The organism is Sedimenticola hydrogenitrophicus (assembly GCF_029017505.1).
Classification (GTDB): Bacteria; Pseudomonadota; Gammaproteobacteria; order Chromatiales; family Chromatiaceae; genus Sedimenticola; species Sedimenticola hydrogenitrophicus_A.
Genome location: NZ_JAQGEI010000028.1, coordinates 25,851 through 47,043 on the forward strand (window position 1 = coordinate 25,851; position 21,193 = coordinate 47,043).

At 63.9% G+C, this 21,193-nt stretch carries 19 protein-coding genes; 7 read left to right on the forward strand and 12 right to left on the reverse strand.

Annotated elements, in window-relative coordinates; translation table 11 throughout:
• Window positions 1–4: 4 nt before the first annotated feature.
• Genes O9K64_RS16445 through O9K64_RS16460 form a run of 4 tightly spaced genes read right to left on the reverse strand, consistent with a single transcriptional unit; the run spans window position 5 to window position 3,744 of the window.
• The gene (locus tag O9K64_RS16445; RefSeq protein WP_275099187.1) at window positions 5–658 is read right to left on the reverse strand and encodes a class GN sortase; all 654 of its coding nucleotides are present in this window, start codon (window positions 656–658) and stop codon (window positions 5–7) included.
• Complete coding sequence (locus O9K64_RS16450) at window positions 655–2,856, reverse strand: marine proteobacterial sortase target protein (protein WP_275099188.1); 2,202 nt, start codon at window positions 2,854–2,856, stop codon at window positions 655–657. Before O9K64_RS16450 ends, O9K64_RS16445 begins: the two co-directional genes overlap by 4 nt.
• Entirely contained in the window at window positions 2,834–2,995 is a 162-nt protein-coding gene (locus tag O9K64_RS16455) for a hypothetical protein (protein ID WP_275099189.1), read from the reverse strand. Before O9K64_RS16455 ends, O9K64_RS16450 begins: the two co-directional genes overlap by 23 nt.
• Entirely contained in the window at window positions 2,995–3,744 is a 750-nt protein-coding gene (locus tag O9K64_RS16460) for an OmpA family protein (protein WP_275099190.1), read from the reverse strand. Before O9K64_RS16460 ends, O9K64_RS16455 begins: the two co-directional genes overlap by 1 nt.
• Before the next feature lie 345 nt (window positions 3,745–4,089).
• On the opposite strand from O9K64_RS16460, the gene O9K64_RS16465 reads away from it, so the two are divergent.
• Complete coding sequence (locus tag O9K64_RS16465; RefSeq protein ID WP_275099191.1) at window positions 4,090–5,004, forward strand: helix-turn-helix transcriptional regulator; 915 nt, start codon at window positions 4,090–4,092, stop codon at window positions 5,002–5,004.
• A 23-nt stretch (window positions 5,005–5,027) separates the two neighbouring features.
• On the opposite strand, the gene O9K64_RS16470 is transcribed toward O9K64_RS16465, so the two are convergent.
• The 3 genes from O9K64_RS16470 to O9K64_RS16480 form a co-directional block, all read right to left on the reverse strand.
• A complete protein-coding gene (locus tag O9K64_RS16470; protein ID WP_275099192.1) occupies window positions 5,028–5,276 on the reverse strand; it encodes a hypothetical protein in 249 nt (82 codons plus the stop codon).
• Window positions 5,277–5,511: 235 nt separating this feature from the next.
• Window positions 5,512–7,602 (reverse strand): sensor histidine kinase, encoded by a 2,091-nt coding sequence (locus tag O9K64_RS16475; protein ID WP_275099193.1) that lies wholly within the window; start codon window positions 7,600–7,602, stop codon window positions 5,512–5,514.
• Between the two features lie 289 nt (window positions 7,603–7,891).
• Complete coding sequence (locus O9K64_RS16480) at window positions 7,892–9,259, reverse strand: sigma-54-dependent transcriptional regulator (protein ID WP_275099194.1); 1,368 nt, start codon at window positions 9,257–9,259, stop codon at window positions 7,892–7,894.
• Between the two features lie 490 nt (window positions 9,260–9,749).
• On the opposite strand from O9K64_RS16480, the gene mobB reads away from it, so the two are divergent.
• From mobB to pdsS, 3 genes are all read left to right on the forward strand, one after another.
• A complete protein-coding gene (gene mobB / locus O9K64_RS16485) occupies window positions 9,750–10,334 on the forward strand; it encodes a molybdopterin-guanine dinucleotide biosynthesis protein B (RefSeq protein ID WP_275099195.1) in 585 nt (194 codons plus the stop codon).
• 69 nt (window positions 10,335–10,403) lie between these two features.
• Window positions 10,404–11,114, forward strand: a complete 711-nt coding sequence (pdsR, locus tag O9K64_RS16490; protein ID WP_275099196.1) for a proteobacterial dedicated sortase system response regulator — start codon at window positions 10,404–10,406, stop codon at window positions 11,112–11,114.
• On the forward strand, window positions 11,111–13,231 hold the full coding sequence (gene pdsS / locus O9K64_RS16495) for a proteobacterial dedicated sortase system histidine kinase (protein WP_275099197.1): 2,121 nt from the start codon (window positions 11,111–11,113) through the stop codon (window positions 13,229–13,231). Before pdsR ends, pdsS begins: the two co-directional genes overlap by 4 nt.
• Here pdsS and O9K64_RS16500 read toward each other — a convergent pair.
• Both O9K64_RS16500 and O9K64_RS16505 read right to left on the reverse strand, forming a co-directional pair.
• The gene (locus tag O9K64_RS16500) at window positions 13,228–14,004 is read right to left on the reverse strand and encodes an ABC transporter permease (protein ID WP_275099198.1); all 777 of its coding nucleotides are present in this window, start codon (window positions 14,002–14,004) and stop codon (window positions 13,228–13,230) included. The genes pdsS and O9K64_RS16500 overlap by 4 nt on opposite strands.
• Window positions 14,001–14,930 (reverse strand): ABC transporter ATP-binding protein, encoded by a 930-nt coding sequence (locus O9K64_RS16505; RefSeq protein WP_275099199.1) that lies wholly within the window; start codon window positions 14,928–14,930, stop codon window positions 14,001–14,003. Before O9K64_RS16505 ends, O9K64_RS16500 begins: the two co-directional genes overlap by 4 nt.
• Window positions 14,931–15,268: 338 nt before the next feature.
• On the opposite strand from O9K64_RS16505, the gene O9K64_RS16510 reads away from it, so the two are divergent.
• On the forward strand, window positions 15,269–16,396 hold the full coding sequence (locus O9K64_RS16510; RefSeq protein WP_275099200.1) for an NAD(P)/FAD-dependent oxidoreductase: 1,128 nt from the start codon (window positions 15,269–15,271) through the stop codon (window positions 16,394–16,396).
• A 200-nt stretch (window positions 16,397–16,596) separates the two neighbouring features.
• Here the strand turns inward: O9K64_RS16510 and ptsP are convergent, their stop codons facing one another.
• Both ptsP and O9K64_RS16520 read right to left on the reverse strand, forming a co-directional pair.
• Entirely contained in the window at window positions 16,597–18,861 is a 2,265-nt protein-coding gene (gene ptsP, locus O9K64_RS16515) for a phosphoenolpyruvate--protein phosphotransferase (RefSeq protein ID WP_275099224.1), read from the reverse strand.
• A 6-nt stretch (window positions 18,862–18,867) separates the two neighbouring features.
• Window positions 18,868–19,392, reverse strand: a complete 525-nt coding sequence (locus O9K64_RS16520) for an RNA pyrophosphohydrolase (RefSeq protein ID WP_275099201.1) — start codon at window positions 19,390–19,392, stop codon at window positions 18,868–18,870.
• 186 nt (window positions 19,393–19,578) lie between these two features.
• Here O9K64_RS16520 and O9K64_RS16525 point away from each other — a divergent pair, with 186 nt between their 5' ends.
• Both O9K64_RS16525 and O9K64_RS16530 read left to right on the forward strand, forming a co-directional pair.
• Window positions 19,579–20,235 carry an HAD family hydrolase gene (locus O9K64_RS16525; protein WP_275099202.1) on the forward strand — a complete coding sequence of 219 codons (657 nt, stop codon included), beginning with the start codon at window positions 19,579–19,581 and terminating at the stop codon, window positions 20,233–20,235.
• A gap of 82 nt (window positions 20,236–20,317) precedes the next feature.
• Window positions 20,318–20,542, forward strand: coding sequence for an aldehyde dehydrogenase (locus O9K64_RS16530; RefSeq protein WP_275099203.1), 225 nt, complete (start codon window positions 20,318–20,320; stop codon window positions 20,540–20,542).
• A 222-nt stretch (window positions 20,543–20,764) separates the two neighbouring features.
• Here O9K64_RS16530 and O9K64_RS16535 read toward each other — a convergent pair whose 3' ends face one another.
• Window positions 20,765–21,172 carry a hypothetical protein gene (locus tag O9K64_RS16535; protein WP_275099204.1) on the reverse strand — a complete coding sequence of 136 codons (408 nt, stop codon included), beginning with the start codon at window positions 21,170–21,172 and terminating at the stop codon, window positions 20,765–20,767.
• Between the last annotated feature and the right edge of the window lie 21 nt (window positions 21,173–21,193).

The window sequence follows — 21,193 nt, forward strand, 5'->3', positions numbered from 1 at the left end:
GCAGTTACAGATAAACCCTGCGCCCGCCGGTCGAGGTAGCAGCCGGAGCCGGCGGTATCGCCCCGCCACCCAGCACCGGGATGGCACGGATAACAAAGCGCTCCGGCCCGCCCGGGGTCAGGGCATCGAAGGGGTAACAGGTGATCAGCGTCAGCAGGGTCTGCCCCTGTTCGAGCAGCCAGAGATCGGACTGGTCATGCACTTCGGCGCTCACCACCGCATACATCAGCCCCTCGCCATTCGCCGGGGTCAGCTCCAGGCGGTCGCCCGGCCGCAGATCGCGGAGAAAGCGGAAATGGGTATCCCGATGCCCGCTGATCACGCTGTTCCCCGCCTGCCCGGGAAGGGCGGTGCCCGGGAGATGACCCGGACCGAAGGCCAGGGTGCGACCGCTGGCGCCGGACAGCACCACCTGATCGACCGCCAGCCGCGGCACCCGCAGTCTGGCCAGCGGCCAGGTATCGGCCCAGGGCCAGGGGCGTATCCGCTCCCCGCCCGCCTGGGTGGTCTGCCAAGCCGACTGCAGCAGATACTGGGCCAGCCACGCCTTGGCCTGGATATACCCGCCCGCGGCGACCTGCCAGCTGCCACCCAGGATCAACAGCGCCGCCAGCAGCCGACGCAGATGAACCCCGGGCTCAACCCGGCGCCACTTCATACCCGCCTCCCGCGGGCGCTGGCGTTATCCATGCCGGGCACCAGACCGGGCCGGAGGGTGGACCAGCGGGAGATCAGCAGGCCACCGATCAGCAGCAGCGTGCCCAGCAGCAGATTCCACTGCGATGCGGTCGCGGTCTGCGGCAGACTGCCGAACACCTTGGTCGCGCTCCAGCCCTTGGGCAGATTGGTCGGCAGCGCCTTGCTGCTCAGCCCCTGGTCTGCCGGCCTGGACGGCGTCTTGTCCACGGCCACCAGACTGGTGTAGCGGCTGACCAGCCGATGCAGCAGCGCCACATCCAGGACCGCCTGGCGTATCCCGGCCTCGGCCTCGCCCTGGGCCATGCGGTCCATCAGATCGGCGATCTTGCGACGTGCCCAGAGCTGATGCACCCCGGCGCGGGCCGCGCCGCCCCGCAGGGTCACCTGCTGCCGCCAGGGGGTGCCGGCGGCATCCCCGGTCAGTTCCAAAGGCAACCCGGCCCCAGCCATCTTCGCCGCCGCCATCTTCAACGCCACCAGGACCGGCTCACCCTGATAGAGATCGGGTATCCGCGCCGGCCACATCTCCACCGCTTGATCTTGCGGCCAACGGATCTCGATGTCGGTCAGGCGCGGGGTTTCCAGGCGGGCAAACAGGGCCGCCATCTTCTCGGCCACCTCCGCCACCTTGCCGATATAGGTGAAGGTGCCGCGGCCGAATTGGGCCGCCCGGGTCATGAAGAAGCTGTTCGGCGCCGAGCCGATCCCCACCGTGAACAGCCGGCTGTCGCCGAGCTGCCGGTGAATCAGGCCGAACAGCGCCTGCTCGTTGCCCACGCTGCCGTCGGTGAGAAAGACAATCTGCCGCAACACCCCCTGCTCAGCCTGCTGTCCCAGCGCCAGTTGCAGGGCCGGCAACATCTCGGTCCCGCCGTCGGCCGTCAGGCCCTCGACATACTGCCGGGCGAGCCGCAGGTTGCCGGGGGCGGCAGCCACCGCGCGGGGAAACAGCGCCGAGGTACGGTGGTTGAACTGGATGACATTGAACCGGTCGGCCGGATCGAGCCGCTGCAGGGCCAGCTGGAGGGCGGCGCGGGCCTGGATGATGGAGTCGCCGTGCATCGAACCCGAGGTATCGATCACATAGATCACCTCTCGCGGTACGCGGGGTGCCGTGGCGGTGAGGGCCGGCGGCATCAGCATCAGCAGTGCATATTCGTCGCCCTGCCAGGATTCATTGAACAGCGCCGCCCGCGGGGCATCTCCGGGCTCGGGCACCCAGAGCAGTTCAAAATCGCGATCCGCCGGCACATCCGCGGCCTGCAGGGTCAGGTGATGGATAGCCTGGGCGTCGCTCTCGATCCGCATCGGATGGTAGACACTCTCCAGGCGTGACAGCGGCATGCCGGCATCGAGGCGGATGCCGATGCTCACCGGGTTGACCGGACCTTCCCGCGGGTCCACCACCGGGGGCGTGATCCGGGAGGCGTCGGGTACCGCCACGGTGTCCCTGGCCCAACCGGTGCCCTGAAACGCCGTCACCTCGGCTGCCTCGACCACTTCACCCGGAATATAGCGGGGCGCCACCACCAGCGGGAAGCGCAGCCGGAACTCGCCCTGCCGGTAGGCGACCGTCTGCTGATACTCGATCTCCACCTGCACAGTTTCCCCGGGAGCGATATTGGCCACCGCGGTGGTAAAGATATTGGGTCGCTCCTGGCTCAGCAGGCTCGCCTTCCGGCCCGACCGTTTGGCCGCCTCGTAGGTTTTCCGGGCCGCCTCCTTCTCCTGGATCTCACCCTCGATCAGGCGCTCGCCGATGCGCAGGCGCATCCGGTCGACCGCCGCATCCTCGGGCAGGGGAAACACATAGGTGCCCTCCACCCATTCGGTCCCGGGATTGCGGAAGCGCTGTCGCACCGTCACCCGCGCCAGCATGCCGCCGACCTGCATCTGCACATCGGTATGCAGCAGCGGCGCATCCACCGCCACCCCGCCACTAGCCAGCCTGAGCAGCAGACTGCCACGGCGCACCTGGTCCGGATCGAGCGGCATCGATGGCGCTTCGACGGGTGACTCCGCCGCCGCTACCGGGGGGATGAAGATAAACACCAGCAGCCCCAGCAGCAGCGCCGTGACGACACCTGCCAGCAGCGAGGCCAGGGAGGTGAACCACATATCCCGTCCCAGATGATTAACCGTTTTTTGCCTTGCCATGACGCTCCTCCTGGGTTTTCTTTTCGTGATGGTCATAACCGGCCCGGGGAACCGGGCACAGTCGGTACAGTTCCCGGCTCATCGCCTCCGGGGAACAGTAGATAAACTGTTCGCTCAAGGGCTGGATGCGGCGGTTCATTACGCCGCCGCCCCGACGCTGAAGCGGATCACCACCTGGCGGTCATAACCCAGCCCCTCGCGGTCAGCGGCGGGATAGCGGGCCGCGGCTTCCCCGTGCGCCTGGCGGACAATGCGTCCGCTCGCCACGCCATGCCGGAGCAGCTGTTCCACCACCGCCTGGGCGCGCGCCTGGCTCAGCGCCCGGTTGCCGTCTTCGGTTCCGCGACGGTCCGCATAGGCGTGCACCTCGATGCCCAGCCCGGCCAGGCTCCGCAGCGCCACCGCCAGTCGTTCCAGGGCGAGTCGATCATCCGCTTCTATTACACTCTGCCCGGTGCGGAAATGGAGGCGATAGACGAAGCCGCCGGCGATGGCCTCCAGCTGCTGCCTGCCCCGCCACTCCGCCGACTCCAGCCGTTGCGCGAGTTGCCGCTGGCGACCGGCCTCCGCCTGGCGCAGCCGCTCCAGGCGCGCCACCTCCTGCCGCGCGCTGTGCAGGTCGGATTCCAGTCCCGCACTGCGTCCCGCCAGCACACCGCCAACGGCACCGACAATAAAGCCTGGCGGCCCGGCCAGCAGCGCACCGGCAACCGCCCCGATCCCGGCCCCCTGCCACTCCCCCGGGTAGCGGGTTTCGCTACCCGCCGCAGCGCCACCCCGCCACTGCTCCAGGCCCCCATCCACCGTCCGCCCCGGCGACTGATAGGCATGGGCGTTGCCGGACAGCATCGCGCCGGCCAGCAGGGAAAAAAGTACACTTCGGTTCATCGCTTGCTCCTGTTTGATCCAGCGCACCATCCCTGGTAAGGCAGTCATCCTGACTTGCGCCGGTTGCCTGTTGTGTTGCGGACATTAAACGGGAGCCGGGTGGCAGGGGGATTTCATTGAACGGGCAATCCGCTGTCAGAATCGGGCGGAATTGTGGCAATTTGTCCGAACAGTCCCGGGCAACTGGTACAAATCGGCCCAGTTCCACGACGGGGTTTTCCATGAATCGGGCTGGAACAGGCAACAAACTACCGTTAGGAGTCGGTCCCGGGTGGTGCAGGGCGGTGCGGTACGAATTTTGCCTGATATCGAAGGACTCACCCCATGGAGACAGGGAATTCATTGATGGCTGCCGTGACGTCACCCCACAACGATGTATTCATGAGCGTCAAACAGGTGGCCGAGTACCTGCACCTGAATGAGAAAAAGATCTATTCGCTGATCAACGAAGGCGGTATCCCCGCCACCAAGATCACCGGCAAATGGATGTTTCCACGCGAACTGGTGGACCGCTGGATGCTGGACTCCACCCATGGCGGCCTGCTCAGCGATCGCCTGGTGATTTCCGGCGGCGAGGACCCTCTGCTCTACCACCTGATCCAGGAGTTCGCCCGGGAGTCGGGAGCCCACGCCCTGATCAGCTATACGCCCACCAGCACCCGGCTGGGGCTGGATCTGTTGCAGGCCAACCGGGTGGACGCCGCCGGCATTCACTGGGGACCGGAAGCGGAGAGTCACGTGCGCCATCCGGCACTGCTGAGCCAGTACTCGCAACATCGCCAGTGGGTGCTGATCCGCGCCTTCAAACGGGAACAGGGACTGGTAATCCGTCGGGAGCTTGCCGAGCGGCTCGATAACCCGCGTCAGCTGTTCAATCCCGGACACCGCTGGGTGCTGCGCCAGACCGGGTCGGGGGCGCAGCGTTTCCTGCTGGAGCTGTTGAGTCACTACGGGATCAACAAGGATCAGTTGAACGGGGCGCTTACCGCGCTGTCCGAGCGCCAAGCCGCCGCCGCGATCGCCATGCAGCGGGCCGATATCGCACCCGGTACCCGGGCCAGCGCAACCGAATATGGCATGGGATTCATCCCCTTCGGCTGGGTTTCATTCGATCTGGCGCTGCCCCGGGCGATCTGGTTCAGGCGGCTGTTTCAGGATCTCCTGGCGCGGCTGAAATCCCAACCCTGCCAGGCCATGGCGGATATCTTGAACGGCTACGATCTGGAGGGTGCCGGTGAGCTGGTCTGGGGGGATGAGTAGAGCGACCGGGGAGGAAGGTAGCGCTATTCGGGAGCGTTGAGCCCCTTCAAGGCGATGCCCAGACGCTCGCCTTCAAGGTACTGGAAACAGCGGGTACTCCACTCATCCACTGTGATGGTGCCATCGGCCAGCATGGCGGAGACCACCAGCCCCCACTGGATCAGATAAGCATTCTTTTCCAGCAGCCGGGTGTGCTGATCCAGTATCTCCCGACGCTGCTTGTCCAGCTTCTCGAGCTCCTGCTCAATGAATAAACCGTGCTCATCTGTCATAACGCCACCCTTGTTCGATCAGTTTCGTGGTATCCGCTGCCGGGATCATATCCCGGTACCCCACCCCGCGCCTACTCTCCACGGGAGGATTGCGGCGAATATCCTATAAAAACTATAGCTTAACGCCGATTCGAGCCCGATTCTCCGGGCTTTCCGCAGCAGCTCAGCGTTGCTTGAGACGGGTCGCAGGGTGGGTTAGCCGCGCAAAGGCACACGGTACTGATTCGCCCGGTTCCTAGAGCAGGGCATGCAACTGCTCCTCGATGGTCTCTTCATCGCTCGCCATGACCGGCTCGCTCAACAGCCAGACGCAGAAGCAGGCGCCCTCGCCCGGGCTCGATGTGACGGTGATATTGCCGCCGTAGCGCCGGATCAGGCCGTAACTGACCGAGAGGCCGAGGCCGCTGCCCTCGCCCTCGCGCTTGGTGCTGAAAAAGGGATTGAAGACCCGGCCGATCGCCTCGTCATCCATCCCCATGCCATTGTCCTGGACCCGGATGACCACCCCCTGCCCCTTCCAGTCGCGAGTGCTGATCTCGATCTCGCCACCCCCGGCAGGAAGGGCATGGACCGCATTCACCACCAGATTGACAATGACCTGCTGCAGCTCCTGTTCGTTGATCTCCACGCTAACTGTCGCCTGCAACGACAGGTTGATGACGAACTCCCGCTGCTTGCGCAGATGCCTGACCAGTGCCAGGGTGTGCTCGACCACGCCGTTAACGTCCACCTGGGCCAGGTAACCGGCATACTCGTCGGGACGCGCATACTGCAGCAGATTGTTGACGATATCCTTGATCCGGTAGATCTGCTCCATCACCAGGCGGATCTCCTGCTCCACCGGTTTGATGGCCGGTCCGAGCTCGGCTGTGATCAGATCCAGATTGCCGAGCATCACCGCGGCCGGGTTGTTGATCTCGTGGGCCACCCCGGCGGTGAGTTCCCCCAGCGCCGCCAGTTTCTCCGCCACCACCAGCTGCTGGCGCGTCTCCCGCAGGGCGCGGATGGTGCGTTGCAGGTCCTGGTTCTTGCTCTGCAGTTCGGCGGTGCGCTCTTCGACTTTGTGTTCCAGCTGGTCGGCCCAGGCCTGGATCTGCCGGCTGCGCTCCGCCAGCAGGTCCAGCATCGCATCGAACTCGCGCGCCAGCTCGCCGATCTCGTCGCGCGAGGCGAGCGCACCGACCCGCCGCGCACCCCCCGCGCGGGTGGCCCGGACCACCTGGCTCATCTTCTCCAGCGGCTTGAATATCGACTTGGCCCCCACCACCGCCAGCAGCGAGGAGATCCCCATCAGCAGCAGAAACAGCAGCACCAGCATCCCCAGCGCCCGCCACAGTGCCGTTCGGAACGGCTCCTCCAGAAACCCGGCATAGAGCATGCCGACCCGTTGACCGTGCACGTCCTCGATCGGCTCATAGGCCGAGAGATACCAGTCGTTGACCACGAAGGCGCTGTCGATCCACACCTCGCCCCGGTCCAGCACCTGGCTGCGCACCTCGTTGGAGACCCGGGTACCCAGTGCCCGCTCTCCCGGACGCAGCGGCACATTGGTGGTGATGCGCACATCATCGAGAAACACGGTCACCGTGCCGATACTCCCCTCCGGCAGGCTCCCGGGCCCATACACCAGGTCACGAATGGTATCGACAAAGGCGAAATTCCCGTTCAGGGAGACCGCCCCCTCCACCACCGCCACCAGCCGGCCCTGGGTATCCGCCACCGGGTGCAGCGCGCGGATCATCATCGCCCGGTCTTCGGTGTTTCTGCGCGTGGGTCGGGCCTTGTCGGTGTCGATCAGCGGCAGCCGGTAGTGCCGCGCCAGCACGGGGGATATCCGTTCCAGCTCGGCCTGGTCGAAAATCTCCACCGCCACCCGAGGCTCGCCACTCAGCGCCGCCACCAGGGACGGGGACGACTTTGCCGGCACCGGGCCGTCCGCCGGACCGCCATACAGGTTACCGCGACGATCCAGCAGACGCAGGTAGCTAAATCCCGCCGACCGTTTCAGTGCCGCCAGCTGGGCCTGGACCGCGTCGAGTTGTTGCGCCTCCAGGGCGGTGCGGAAGGCGTAGGATTCGGTCAGCCGCCCCAGCTGGGCCAGATAATCCTCGCGGATGCGGCGAAAAATATCATGGGAGACCGAAAGATCCGTGTTCACCTTGAGATAAAGCTGAGCGTAAGTGGTGCTGGCCCCCCAGTAGATGGCCAGCACCAGCGCAATCGGCATGATCAGCACGATCGGGAACAGCACCAGGGTCAGCAGCTTGTAACGCAACGTCCCCTGGATCCGCGCGATCACTTTTAAAAACAGATTCGGTTTCCCCATCCGCTCTGCCTTATTCTGGAAAAATAATCGATCTCTACCCGAATGACACTTACTTAAGCCAAGAACTACCGTCATCCCGGCGCAGGCCGGAGGAGTGGTGCAGGGATGCACCGTTTACGGACCTAAGGATGGCATCCAGACTGCTTAATGGTGGTGGTATTCCTGGATTATTCGCTTCGCTCACCCTTCGGGCCGACTTTCAGTCGTTCAACGCGCTTCGCGCTTTTGTCCGGCCTGCGCCGGAATGACGAAAATCCTGCGATTCGCTTTAAGTAAGTGCCATTCATCTCTACCCCACCATCCCCCAGACCTGGATTTTCCGCTCCAGGGTCTTGCGGGAGATGCCCAGCAGCCGGGCAGCAGCGGATTTGTTGCCCCCCTCGCTCTCCAGCACCCGCAGGATATGCCGCTTCTCCACGCTCTCCAGCTGCAGATCGCCGACGGCGTCCGCCGCGGCGACCGCTTCACCGCCGGCCACCGGTTTGCCCAGACACTGGCTCGGGGTGCTGTTGAGCAGCAGGCAGCGCTCGATCACATTTTTCAGCTCGCGCACATTTCCCGGCCAGTCGTAACTGCCCAGGCAGGCCAGGTCGGTGGGCGAAAACGCCGGCGGTTCGACGCCCAGCTCAGCCGCCAGGGAGCGGCTGAAATGGTCCGTCAGCACCGGGATATCTCCCAACCGTTCCCGCAGCGACGGCATGCGGATCGAGAGCACATTCAACCGGTAGAAGAGATCCTCACGAAACGTCCCGCTACGCACCAGCTCACTCAGATCGCGGTTGGTGGCCGCGATGATCCGCACTGCCACCGGCACCTCCTTGTTGGAACCCACCGGGCGTACCGTGCGCTCTTCCAGCACCCGCAACAGATGCGCCTGCATGGAGAGCGGCATCTCGCCGATCTCATCCAGAAACAGGGTCCCCTCGTTGGCGTAGGTGAAGAGCCCCTCACGCGCCTGGTGGGCCCCGGTAAAGGCCCCCTTGATATGGCCGAACAGCTCACTCTCCAGCAACTCCGCCGAGATGGCGCTGCAATTCACCGGCACAAAACTGCCGGGGCGGCCGCTCCACTCATGGATGGCCCGCGCCGCCAGCTCCTTGCCCGTCCCGGACTCACCCTCGATCAGCACCGTGGACGGCATGGGCGCCACCCGCTTGATCACCTGGCAGAGATTGCGGATCAGTTCGCACTCCCCCACCATGCCCGACTTGTCGAACAGGTGATCCACCTGGCGACGCAGCACAAAGTTCTCCCGCTGCATCTTCTGGCGCTCCATGTAACGTTGCACCGAGGCCATCATCTGCTCCATACGAAAAGGCTTCATAATGAAATCCTCCGCGCCGGCGCGCAGCGCGGCGATGGCGGTCTCCAGGTCGGCATAGGCGGTCATGAAGATCACGCCGGTCGCGGCCCCCTGCTCCCGCAATTCGGCCACCCATTCGACACCGGTACGCCCCGGCAAGCGGATGTCGGCAATGATCAGATCAAAATAGCAGCGCTCATGCAGTATCTCGGCGGCGGTGGCGCTCTCCGCGGTCTCCACCAGGCCAAAATACTTCTGCAGGCCACGCTGCAGGAAACTGCGTATGCCCGGCTCATCATCCACAATCAATACCGAGGTCATGCGGGTACTTGATTCCACCTCGAGGGTATCCATTACATGCTCTCCCACCTTCATCACCTTCTTCTGGAGTCCGAAAATTCGATAAGAAAAAACAGGGGTGTCCTCTAGGAGTCCGACGGACTCCTCGACATCTCATTGTTCTATTGCTTACGCAAGACCGATCAACCCACACCGATCCCGGGAGCCTGTCAGGTTTCACCCTGAACGACTGCGAAAAATCCGTGTCGCGCTCACGAAGTATGGGACATTTTGACGCAATTGCCAGCAGGTGGACCAAGACAATCTGACCTTGTCGCGGGCTGTAGCCCCTCCTTTCCCTCCTCACCCCGGCCAAACAGGCCCATTCCCTCTGACAAACCGCCCATTTTGTGGATTTTCTTCCAAGCGGTCAGCGGGAATGCAAAGCAATAATCAAACCACCCCCTGCAGACCCATTGGCACTGTTATTGCTCTTTGTGGTTAAAAGCGGTCAACCGCCAAACCCTCGATCGGCGCCGCGAAATTCGGCCAGGAGATCAGACGTATGATTGAATTTCCGCTCCCGCTCATCGGTTTCAGCGCCTTCAGTGGCACCGGGAAAACCACCCTGCTGACCCGACTGCTGCCGCTGTTGAAACGCCAGGGGCTACGCATCGGTGCCATCAAGCACGCCCATCACCGGTTCGAGATCGACCACCGGGAGAAGGACAGCTACCGGCTACGCAAGGCGGGGGCGGAGCAGATGCTGGTGGCGTCGCGTAACCGCATCGCCCTGATCACCGAACTGCCGGAACGGCTGACCTATGAGCCAACCCTCGCCGAACTGCTCAAGGTCCTGGACCCCACCACCCTGGATCTGGTCCTGGTGGAGGGGTTCAAAAAGGAGCGTTTTCCGAAGATCGAGCTGCACCGTCCCAGTCTCGGCAAACGGCTGCTCTACCCGGACGACCCCGATATCATCGCCATCGCCACGGATGACCGCCTCGCCACCCCACCCTGCCACATCCCGGTGCTGAATCTCAATCAACCGGATGCGATCGTCGCCTTCCTGCTCAACCACTGCTTCCCCCAGGATCGCCAGCCGGCTCCCGTGATCCCGCTGCGGGAGCGGGAGCGGCGGCAGCTGTAGCGAAGGCTCCCACTTATGAGCGGCCCGAATATGGTGTAGAGTGAGCGGCAAAAGCCATGCCCGGACACCATGAAGAAACTGATTGCGATTGTTGAAGACGAACCCGCCATCCGGGAAAACTACGCCGACCTGCTGCGCCGCCACGGCTACGAGGTGAAGGGTTACGCCACACGCCAGGAGGCCAATGACGCCTTCCGCCAGCGCCTGCCCGACCTGGCGATCCTGGATATCGGCCTGAATGACGAGATGGAGGGGGGCTTTACCCTGTGTCGTGAGCTGCGCGCCCGCTCCACCACCCTGCCGATCATCTTTCTCACCGCCCGGGACAGCGAGCTGGACACCGTCTCCGGCCTGCGCCTGGGCGCCGACGACTATCTCACCAAGGAGATCAGTCTGGCCCATCTGGCGGCGCGTATCTCGGCCCTGTTCCGGCGCATGGAGGCGATGCAGCAGCCGGTCCGGGAGGAGAAGGTGCTATTGCGCGGCGAGCTGAGACTGGATCTGGACCGGTTGCAGGTGAGCTGGCGGGGCACCCCCATCGAGCTGACCCTGACCGAGTTCTGGTTCGTGCATGCGCTCGGCCAGCGCCCCGGCCACGTGCGCAGCCGGGATCAGCTGATGGATGCCGCCAACATCCTGGTGGACGCCACCAGCATCAGCACCCACATCAAACGCATCCGGCGCAAGTTCGAGGAGTGTGACCGCCACTTCGACGCCATCGAGACCGTCTACGGCATCGGCTATCGCTGGAACAGCGCCACGTCGCCCGCACCGGAATGACCCCCAGGCGCGGTTTCTTCCAGAGCATCCGCTTCAAGCTGCTGCTGGTCTCTCTCTCCCTGCTGGCCATTCCCTGGGCCGGGTATCGCTATATCCAGGAGACCGAGCGGTTTCTGCGCCAGACCCAGGAGACCATGCTGCTGGGCACGGCCCAGGCGGTGGCCGCCATCCTCCACAACAGTCCCGCCATTATCAACTCCACCCGGGATGGCGAACAGGCCGACGCGGGCATCCCCCTGCAGTATGTCAACCGGTTGGAGCAGCCGATCCAGCTGGATGGCTACACCGAGGATTGGCTGCCCTACCTGGGCAACCTGCAGCGTTATCCTGCCGAGGGGGAGTGGCTGTTCGAAAGCATCCTGGGCGAGGACGCCGGTCACCTCTATCTGTTGCTCCGGGTGAATGACCAGCAGGTGCTGCACCACCCGCCGGGCAGCGTCCGGCTGGACCAGGGCGATTATGTCGACATCACCCTGGGCGCCGCGGACGGCGTGGTCAGCCGTTACCGTATGGCCTCGACCGCCCCCGGCTGGGTCACCGCCCGCCGACTGCCGGCCCCCTCCGGTAGCAGCGCCGAACCGATCGGGCGTGAGGACCGGATCCAGGGCGAGTGGCAGACCTCGGAGCGCGGCTACACCCTGGAAATGCGCATTCCCCGCTACCTGCTGGGGGAGCGCATCGCCATCACCGTGGCGGACCTGGACGATCCGGCCCAACCGCTGGCGCGTCGCCTGGTCAGCTCCACCGGCGACGGCCAGCCCACCCGACTGGGCCGCCTGGTGCGGCCGGACCCGGAGATCGGTCGCCTGATCGGCGGCCTGGAACACGAGAATGCCCGTATCTGGGTGGTCAACAACCAGCGTCTGGTGTTGGCCCGGCGCGGGCGCCTGCAGCCTCCGGAGGCGGTGACCGAGTCCGATGAAGCGGTGCGGCTCTCCCCCCTGCAGCCGTTGATGCGCCTGGTCCTGGACCAGCCCAGCGAGCACTTCCAGGATGACTTCACCCGCAGCGCCCGCCTGGAGGGCGGTGAGATCGACGCCGCCCTGGCCGGCCAACCACGGTCGCGACGCAGGAACACGCCGGATGGGCGCGCGGTCATCCTCTCCGCCGCCTGGCCGATCCAGTCATCCGCCGGAGTGGCCGGGGCCGTGCTGGTGGAACAGACCACCAACCGGATACTGAGCCTGCAGAACCGGGCACTGGAGCAGATCACCGGTACCACCCTGCTGCTGTTTCTGTTCGTCGGGCTCGCCATTCTCGGTTTTGCCACTCTGCTGACCACCCGTATCCGCCGGCTCAGCCAGCGCATTGAAACGGCGGTTACCAGCGACGGCAGGATTCAGGGCACGCTGTCAGCGGATCAATCGGCCGATGAAATCGGTGATCTGAGCCGCAGTTTCTCGGGTGTGCTGAATCGACTCGCGGAGTACAACCGTTACCTGGAGGCGATGGCCTCGCGGCTCGCCCATGAGTTCCGAACCCCGCTGACCATCGTCCGCTCTTCCCTGGAAAACCTCCAGAGCGACCCGGCGGAGGGCGACCGGCAACGCTATCTGCTGCGCGCCCAGGAGGGGATTGAGCGGCTCGGGCTGATCCTGCACCGCATGCGTGAAGCGACCCGGCTGGAACAGCAGCTGCTGCAGACGGAACTGGCGCCGTTCGATCTCGGGGCCCTGCTGGAGATGGCCCTGGAGGGGTATCGAAGCGCCTTTCCGGATGTCACTTTCGAACTCGACCGCTGCCAAGCGCCGGTAATCATCCGCGGCGCCCCCGATCTGATCAGCCAGGCGCTGGATAAATTGATCAGCAATGCGGTCGATTTCCATCAACCCGGCAGCGCCATCCGGCTGATATTGAAAAAAACAGAGCGGCGCCTGGTGCGGCTGAGCGTCCGCAACATCGGCCCGCCCCTCCCCGAGGGGATGGAGCGGGAGCTGTTTGCCTCCATGGTTTCCATACGTAAAAACGGCGCCAGCGAACCCCACATGGGCCTGGGACTCTATCTGGTACGGCTGATCAGTGAGTTTCACGGCGGGCATGCCGAGGCACGTACCCTCGACTCGCACTCCGCCGTGGAATTCAGCCTGCTGCTGCCGTCAAACCCGACAGACTCCTAACTCTTGATGCCGATACCCCGGTTGAGCAGATAGAGGCTGAAGCCGGTGAGCGCAATGATAAACAGGATGACTATCCCGAGGGCCACACCCATGTGGATATCCGACACCCCGAGCAGGCCGTAGCGGAAGGCGTTGACCATATAGAGTATGGGATTGGCCAGGGAGATCTGCTGCCAGATCTGGGGCAGCATGTTGATGGAGTAGAACACGCCGCCCAGATAGGTCAGCGGGGTGAGCACGAAGGTGGGAATGATGGAGATGTCGTCGAAGCTGTTGGCATACACCGCGTTGATGAAGCCGGCCAGGGAGAACAGGATCGCGGTGAGGGTGAACACCGTCAGGGTCCAGCCGTAGCTCTGCACCTGGATATCGGTGAAGAACAGCGACACGGCAGTGACGGCAATCCCCACCATCACCCCCCGGGCCACGCCACCGGCCACGTAACCGCCGAGGATCACCCAGTTGGGCACCGGCGAGATGATCAGCTCCTCCACATGGCGCTGGAACTTGCTGCTGAAGAAGGAGGAGACCACATTGGAGTAGGAGTTGGTGATCACCGCCATCAGGATCAGCCCAGGCACGATGAAATCGATATAACGGAAACCGTCCATCTCGCCGATGCGCGAGCCGATCAGGTTGCCGAAGATGATGTAATAGAGCACCGTGGTGATCACCGGCGGCAGGATGGTCTGCAGCCAGATCCGGGTAAAACGCAGCAACTCCTTGGTAAAGATGGTCCGAAAGGCGGTCCAGTAGCGGCTGTAACGGGTCATTGGGGCGCCCCGTTGCGCGCGCTCTCCACCATGTTCATGAACAGCTGTTCCAGGCGGTTCTGCTTGTTGCGCAGCGAGGTGACCCCGAGCCCCTGGGAGGAGAGCTGTTCAAACAGCTGATTGATGCTCTGGCCACTGCTCACCGCCACCTCGACCCGCTGCTCATCCAGCCGTTTCAGTTCAAACCCCTGCAGCCGCGGCAGTTCCGTGATGCGGTCGCGCAGGTTCAGCACGAAGGTCTCGGTGTGCAGCTGATGCAGCAGTTGGTCCATGCGCGAGTGCTCCACGATACGCCCCTGATTGATAATGGCGATATTGCGACAGAGGCTCTCCGCCTCCTCCAGATAATGGGTGGTGAGGATAATGGTGGTCCCCTGGCGGTTCAGCTCGCTCATGAACTCCCACATGGAGCGGCGGATCTCGATATCCACCCCGGCGGTCGGCTCATCCAGGATCAGCAGTTTCGGCCGGTGCACCAGGGCCCGGGCGATCATCAGCCGGCGCTTCATGCCGCCCGACAGGGTGCGCGACATCTGCAGGCGCTTGTCCCACAGGTCCAGCTGCCGCAGGCTCTCCTCGGCGCGCTGCCACGCCTCCTTGCGGGGGATGCCGTAGAAGCCGGCCTGATTGACCACGATCTCGCCGATCGGCTCCCACATATTGAAGTTGAACTCCTGCGGTACCAGACCGATACAGGACTTGACCCCTTCGGGATCACGGTCCAGATCGTGGCCGAACACCTCCACCCGACCGGAGCTCTTGTTGACCAGGGAACTGATGATGCCGATGGCGGTGGACTTGCCGGCCCCGTTCGGTCCCAGCAGGGCGAAGAAGTCACCCTCCGCGACGCTGACGTCTATCCCCTTCAGTGCTTCAAAGCCGTTTTTGTAGACCTTGCGCAGGTCGCGGATGTCGAGCGCGTTCATGCGGCACATCCCTGAGCCGCACCCTGGAGGGCGGCCTGCGGCCGTGAAAATTGTCTCTCCTGCCAATTTTTCATGGGTTGCCTGTAAATCCGGGTAGTCGATCGGGGTAGCAGACGCACAATAGTGGAAACGGCACCACCGGATCAACTGCCCGGATAGATACCGCACCCACGGTCAAAGCCATGGCCCCAATATGGAGTCGTTGCCGATGAAATCAACCGCGGCGCCGGTGTGAAACCCCGTCGATGCCAGGGGGACACCTCGGACAAAACCGATATAATGGCGCCAAAGCAACCGGGGCCACCCCCGGCCAACAACAAGATCCCCGAGGTATAGCGATGAACAGAATCACCCTCGTCGGGGCCGGCTTCGCCGCCCTGACCGCCGTGCAGAAACTGCGCGCCGCCGATCCGGCCGCCGAGATCACCCTGGTGGCACCGGCCCCCGAGTTCACCTATCTGCCCGGCACCATCTGGATCTCTTCCGGGCTGCGCCGGCCCGAGGATCTGCGCATCGACCTGGGCAACTTCTTCCGGCGCATGCGGGTGAATTTCCACCAGGGCTCGGCCAGCGGGCTTGAAGCCGGGGGCCGCACCCTGTTGACCGACCGCGGCGGGATCGAAAACGACGGTCTGATCATCTGCTCCGGCGGACGCTTCATCAAAAAGCTGCCCGGCATCGAACACGCCATCACCCCCTGCGAAGGGATCCCGGCGGCCATCGAGATCCGCGACCGGTTGCGGGCGTTGCAGGGCGGCACCATCGCGGTCGGCTTCGCCGGCAACCCGAAGGAACCCTCGGCCATGCGCGGCGGACCCATGTTCGAATTCCTCTTCGGTATCGACCGGCAACTGCGCCGCGAGGGCCGCCGGGAGCGGTTTAAGCTGGTCTTCTTCAGCCCGGCGGCGCAGCCCGGCCAACGCCTCGGGCCCAAGGCGGTGCGCGGCCTGCTGCGGGAGATGAAGCGACGCGGCATCGACACCCACCTGGGCCACAAGATGAAACAGTTCACCGACCGCCAGGTGATCACCGAGGGGGGAGAATTCGACGCCGACCTGATCCTGTTCATGCCCGGCATGACCGGCAACCAGTGGTTTGACAACACCGACCTGCCGCGCTCCGATGGCGGCCTGATCCAGGCGGATGCCCAGTGCCGGGTGCTCGGCATGGAGCGGGTCTACGTGGCCGGCGATTCCGGCAGCTACCCCGGCCCCGAGTGGATGCCGAAACAGGCGCACATGGCCGACCTGCAGGCGGAGGCCGCCGCGGCCAATCTGCTGACTGAGCTCAAGGGAGGCCAACCGGTGCGGACCTTCAAGGTGGAGCTGTTCTGCATCGTCGACAGCCAGACCAGCGGCAGCCTGGTGGCGCGCACCCCGAATTTCAATATTGCCCTGCCGCAGCTGCGGGTGTTTCACTGGCTGAAACGATTGTTCGAGTGGTGGTACCTGCGCCAGTACCGTTAGACGTCGCGCGTCGCTCGCTTACGGGCGTAGGGTGCCGGTGAGCCTGCGAACCGCACCAATCAGCGTTGGCTGCGGCAGATCCACCTTGATGCGGTTCGTTGCACTCACCGCATCCTACGACTTCCGTTGCCAGGGTTAGACTCGGTGACCGCGGGGCGGGAAACCCATCGCGACGGGGGCGCCGCCTCCCGGTTCGGGCGCTATTTGCCCGGCCGGATCAATCCGCCCAGGCCCATCTCGTCGAGGGATTTTTCCATCAGTTCACGCACTTGGCGGGCGTCGGTCATACGCAGCGCCGCCTGCAGCAGGCTCTTGGCCCGGGCTCGGCTGTAGCTGCGGATCACCCAGCGGATCTTGAGCAGGCTGCCGGCACTCATGCTGATGCTGTCCACGCCCATGCCGAGCAGCAACACTGCGGCCAGGGGATTGCCCGCCAGTTCGCCACAGACACTGACCGGACGTCGGTAGAGGGCCGCCCCCTCAACAATCTGCACCAGTGCCTGCAACACCGCCGGATGCATATCGTCAAAGATGGCGGCGACGCGGGGATTGTTGCGATCCACCGCCAGCAGATACTGGGTCAGGTCGTTGGTACCCACGGAGAGAAAATCGACCCGGCGGGCAATCTCGCCGATCTGGTAGACCGCGGCCGGCACCTCGATCATCACCCCGACCGGCGGCATCACCACCCCATGGCCCTCTTCCAGCAGCTCATCGTGGGCACGCCGGATCAACATCTGCAGCTCATCCACTTCCGAGACCTTGCTGATCATCGGCAGCATGATGCGCAGATTATTCAGGCCGATATTGGCCCGCATCATGGCGCGGATCTGGGTCATGAAGATCTCCGGATGATCCAGCGAGATGCGCACCCCGCGCCAGCCGAGGAACGGGTTCGATTCGGCAAACGGGAAGTAGGGCAGCGGCTTGTCGCCGCCGATATCCAGGGTACGCAGGATCACCGGGCGCGGGGCGAACACGGCCAGCAGCTGCTGATAGCTCTCGAACTGGACCTCCTCGCCGGGGAAACGGTCACGCACGATATAGAGCAGCTCGGTGCGGTGCAGGCCGACCCCTTCGGACTCCTCCAGCCCCACGGTCATGACATCCGATATCAGCCCGGTATTGAGATGGAGCGGGAGCACGACCCCGTCCGTGGTCTCCGCCTTCAGCCCCTTCATCGCCTCCAGCTCCCTGGAGATCTCGGAATCCTCCCGGGCCAGACGGGAATACTCGTCGCTGACCGACGGATCGGGCGAGACATAGACCCGCCCACGGTAGCCGTCGATGATGATATCCAGCCCTTCCAGCCGCCCCACCGGCAGATCGGTCACACCCATCACCGCGGGAGCCCCCATGGCACGCGCCAGGATGGCCACATGGGAGGAGCTGGAGCCCTTGGCGGAGACGATACCGGCCAGCCGTTCCGCCGGCACCTCGGCCAGCTGCACGGCACTGATATCATCCCCCACCAGGATGGTTTTTTTCGGGTACGTGATCTCCCGGGGTTTATCCATCTGCAGATGGGTCAGGACGCGCCGGCCAAGATCACGGATGTCTGAGGCGCGCTCCCGCAGGTAGATGTCATCCATGTTGTCGAACACCCGGGCGTGGGTCTCGATGGTATGGCGCAACGCACTCTGCGCCCACTGCCCCTGCTCGATGCGCTCCACGGTCTGGCTGACCAGGGTGTCGCTCTCCAGCATCAGCAGCAGCGCATCGAACAGCGCCTGCTCCTCGACCGGCAGTTCGGTCGACAGCCGCACCTTGAGCAGTTGCAACTCCTGCCGGGTCAGGGCGACCGCCTCCCTGAATGCGGCCACCTCGGCCGGGGCGTTGCTGGTGGCCCGATCCGGCACCGCGTCAAGATCCGCCAGCTGATAGGCCACCACGGCGCTGCCGGTGGCCACCCCGGGCGCACTCGGCTGGCCACTGAGATAGCGGTTCAGTGGACTGCGGGTGGGCTGCAGCTGGGTCAGTTCGCCACTGGCCCTGGCATGGGTGATCGCACCGGCCAGCTGTGCCGCCAGGGTAAACAGGAAGGTGACCTCATCATCGCCGAATTTGCGAGACTCCACCTGGCGCACCACCAGCACCCCCAGCACCTTGCGGTTCTGGATAATGGGCACGCCGAGAAACCCCCGGTATTCGGTTTCACCGGTGGCATGGATAAAGAGATAGCGGGGATGTTCCGTGGCGTCGTCCAGATTGACCGGCTCGGCCCGCTCACAGACCAGGCCGACCAGACCCCGGTGCATCGGCAGCCTGACCTTGCCGACCGCCTCCTGACGCAGACCCTCGGTGGCCAGCAGCACATGCTCACGGCGGTCGAAATCGGTCAGATAGACCGAACAGACGTCGGTCTTGATCGCCAGCCTCACCCGCTGCACGATCAGCCGCAGCGCCTCCCCAAGGTCCGGCGCCGCGTTGACCTCCTGCACAATCCGGTGGAGTACTTCAAGCATCATCAGTCATCGCCTGTTCTGGCGCAGGAAGTTGGTCTGCGCGCGCGTGGGGGCACCCTCGGGAAATAGCAGGGGTGCCAGTTCCTCAAGTGCCTGCACATAGACCTTGCGCTTGAAATAGACGACCTCACGCAGAGGATGCCAATATTTTACCCATCGCCAGCTGTCAAATTCCGGTTTGGGCGCGTGGTCGAGACAGAAATCCGTCTCTTCACACAGCACCCGCAGCAGATACCAGAGCTGTTTCTGACCTATGCAGAGCGGTTTGCAGTGGTGGCGCAGAAACCGTTTCGGTAACCGGTATTTGAGCCAGCCGGTCGTCACACCCACGATCTCCACCTGGTGCCGACGCAGCCCCACCTCCTCCTCGAGTTCGCGAAACATCGCCTGTTCGGGTGTCTCGCCTTCGTTGATACCACCCTGAGGGAACTGCCAGGCATCCTGCCCTACCCGTCTACCCCAGAAAAGTTGCCGCTGATTATTGCACAGTATGATGCCGACGTTAGGTCTATACCCTTCTGAATCAATCAAAGGAAAACCTGTTTAAGAATCAATAAACTGAGTTGATTGTTCCACACTCCACCGCACTCCGGCAACCACCAGGGAGCGGCGTCGCGGCCGCAACCGCCAGTTTTTCTATTCCGGCCGGCCAGGGATTGCTTCCGCTGCCGGTTTCCGGGGTAAAATACGCCACTCATTCTTAGTGGAGCTGCGACCTTGCCTTTAGCCATTTTCGATCTCGACAACACCCTGCTCAACGGTGATTCGGATCACCTCTGGGGCGTCTTCCTGGCGGAGCAGGGCATTGTGGATGGGGAGTGGTACGAGCGCGAAAACGACCGCTTCTACCAGGAATACAAGGAGGGACGGCTGGATATCTTCGAGTTTCTGCGCTTCTCCCTCAAACCGTTGAGCGAGCACTCCCCGGCCCAGTTGCAACAGTGGCACCAGGCCTTCATGCAGGAGAAGATCGAACCCATCCTGCTACCCGCCGCCCGGGCGCTGGTGGAGAAGCACCGGGCCGCCGGGGATACCCTGCTGATCATCACCGCCACCAACGCCTTCGTGACCGCGCCCATCGCCGCCGCCTTCGGTGTTGAACACCTGATCGCCACCGAACCGGAGATGGTCGACGGCCGCTATACCGGTAACGTGGCCGGGACCCCCTGTTTTCGGGAAGGCAAGGTGACCCGGCTGAATCAGTGGCTGGGGCGGCATCGGCTGGACCTGGCCGGGAGCAGCTTCTACAGCGACTCCCACAACGACCTGCCCCTGCTGCAACGGGTGGAACACCCGGTGGCGGTCGATCCCGATGAAACCCTGGCGCGGCATGCCCGCGAGCGCGGCTGGCCCATTATCACCCTGCGCGAATGAGCGGCGTGCTATAGTCGCCCAATCTGGTGTGGTCGGCTAGGAGTCTGTCGGGCTTGACCGACAGACTCCCGGGACAGCGAAAATGAAGCAGAAACCCTTTCTTCTGATATTGGCGGTGCTGATCGGCGTCATCATCTACGCCTACTACGCCCCGAAAGAGTCCCCGGAATGGGCCGCCACCCTCACCCCGAAGCAATACATCGAGCTGGTGGAGCAGAAGAAGCAGGAGCGCAGGGCGCAGGCGGCGGAAGCGGCGGAAGCGGCGGAAGCGGCGAAGCTGGAGCAGGTGGAGACGCAACGGCAATAGCCCTTTACCCCTAAGCGGGCCGGACTGCATCCTACACGCTCGGGCAGGCACGGGGGCCTGCCCCTACAAGCGGTTTTGCGTGACCGCGCCGCACCACGATACTACCGACATAAAATCTGCCATTGTAGGGTGGGTTAGCGGCGCATGGGCACGACGCAGGCCGACCGCAACAACGCCCGGGCGCCGTGTAACCCACCGATCCCCCGACCGCCAAAGGCTGAGTTACAGCCGCCGGCAGACCGAGCGCTCGTCGGGATGCTCCACGGCGTCCACGATGGCATTGATGAAGCGGCCCAGTTCGTCGGTGCTGAGTACGCTGAGCATCCGGTTCAGCAGGGCCGGATCCACCAGCGCCTGCACCGACCGTCCATCACTGAGATTGACACTGACCCCGGCGGCGTGCACATGCTCGGAGGCGTCGGCCTGTTCCACGAACAGCGCCTCGTTCATATCCAGCATCTCGTCGTAATAGGCCTCGATGTCATTCATCAGGCTGTCGTCGGTCTCGTCCGGCAGCCGTACCATGAAGCCCTGGTCCTCGCTGGCCGAGAGCGGCTGCAGCCCCTTCCGCTCCAGAAAAAGAATGAATTTCTGCCAGGGGCGCTCATCGAAAAAGATATATTCCAACATGGGGGACGACCTTGATCCTGC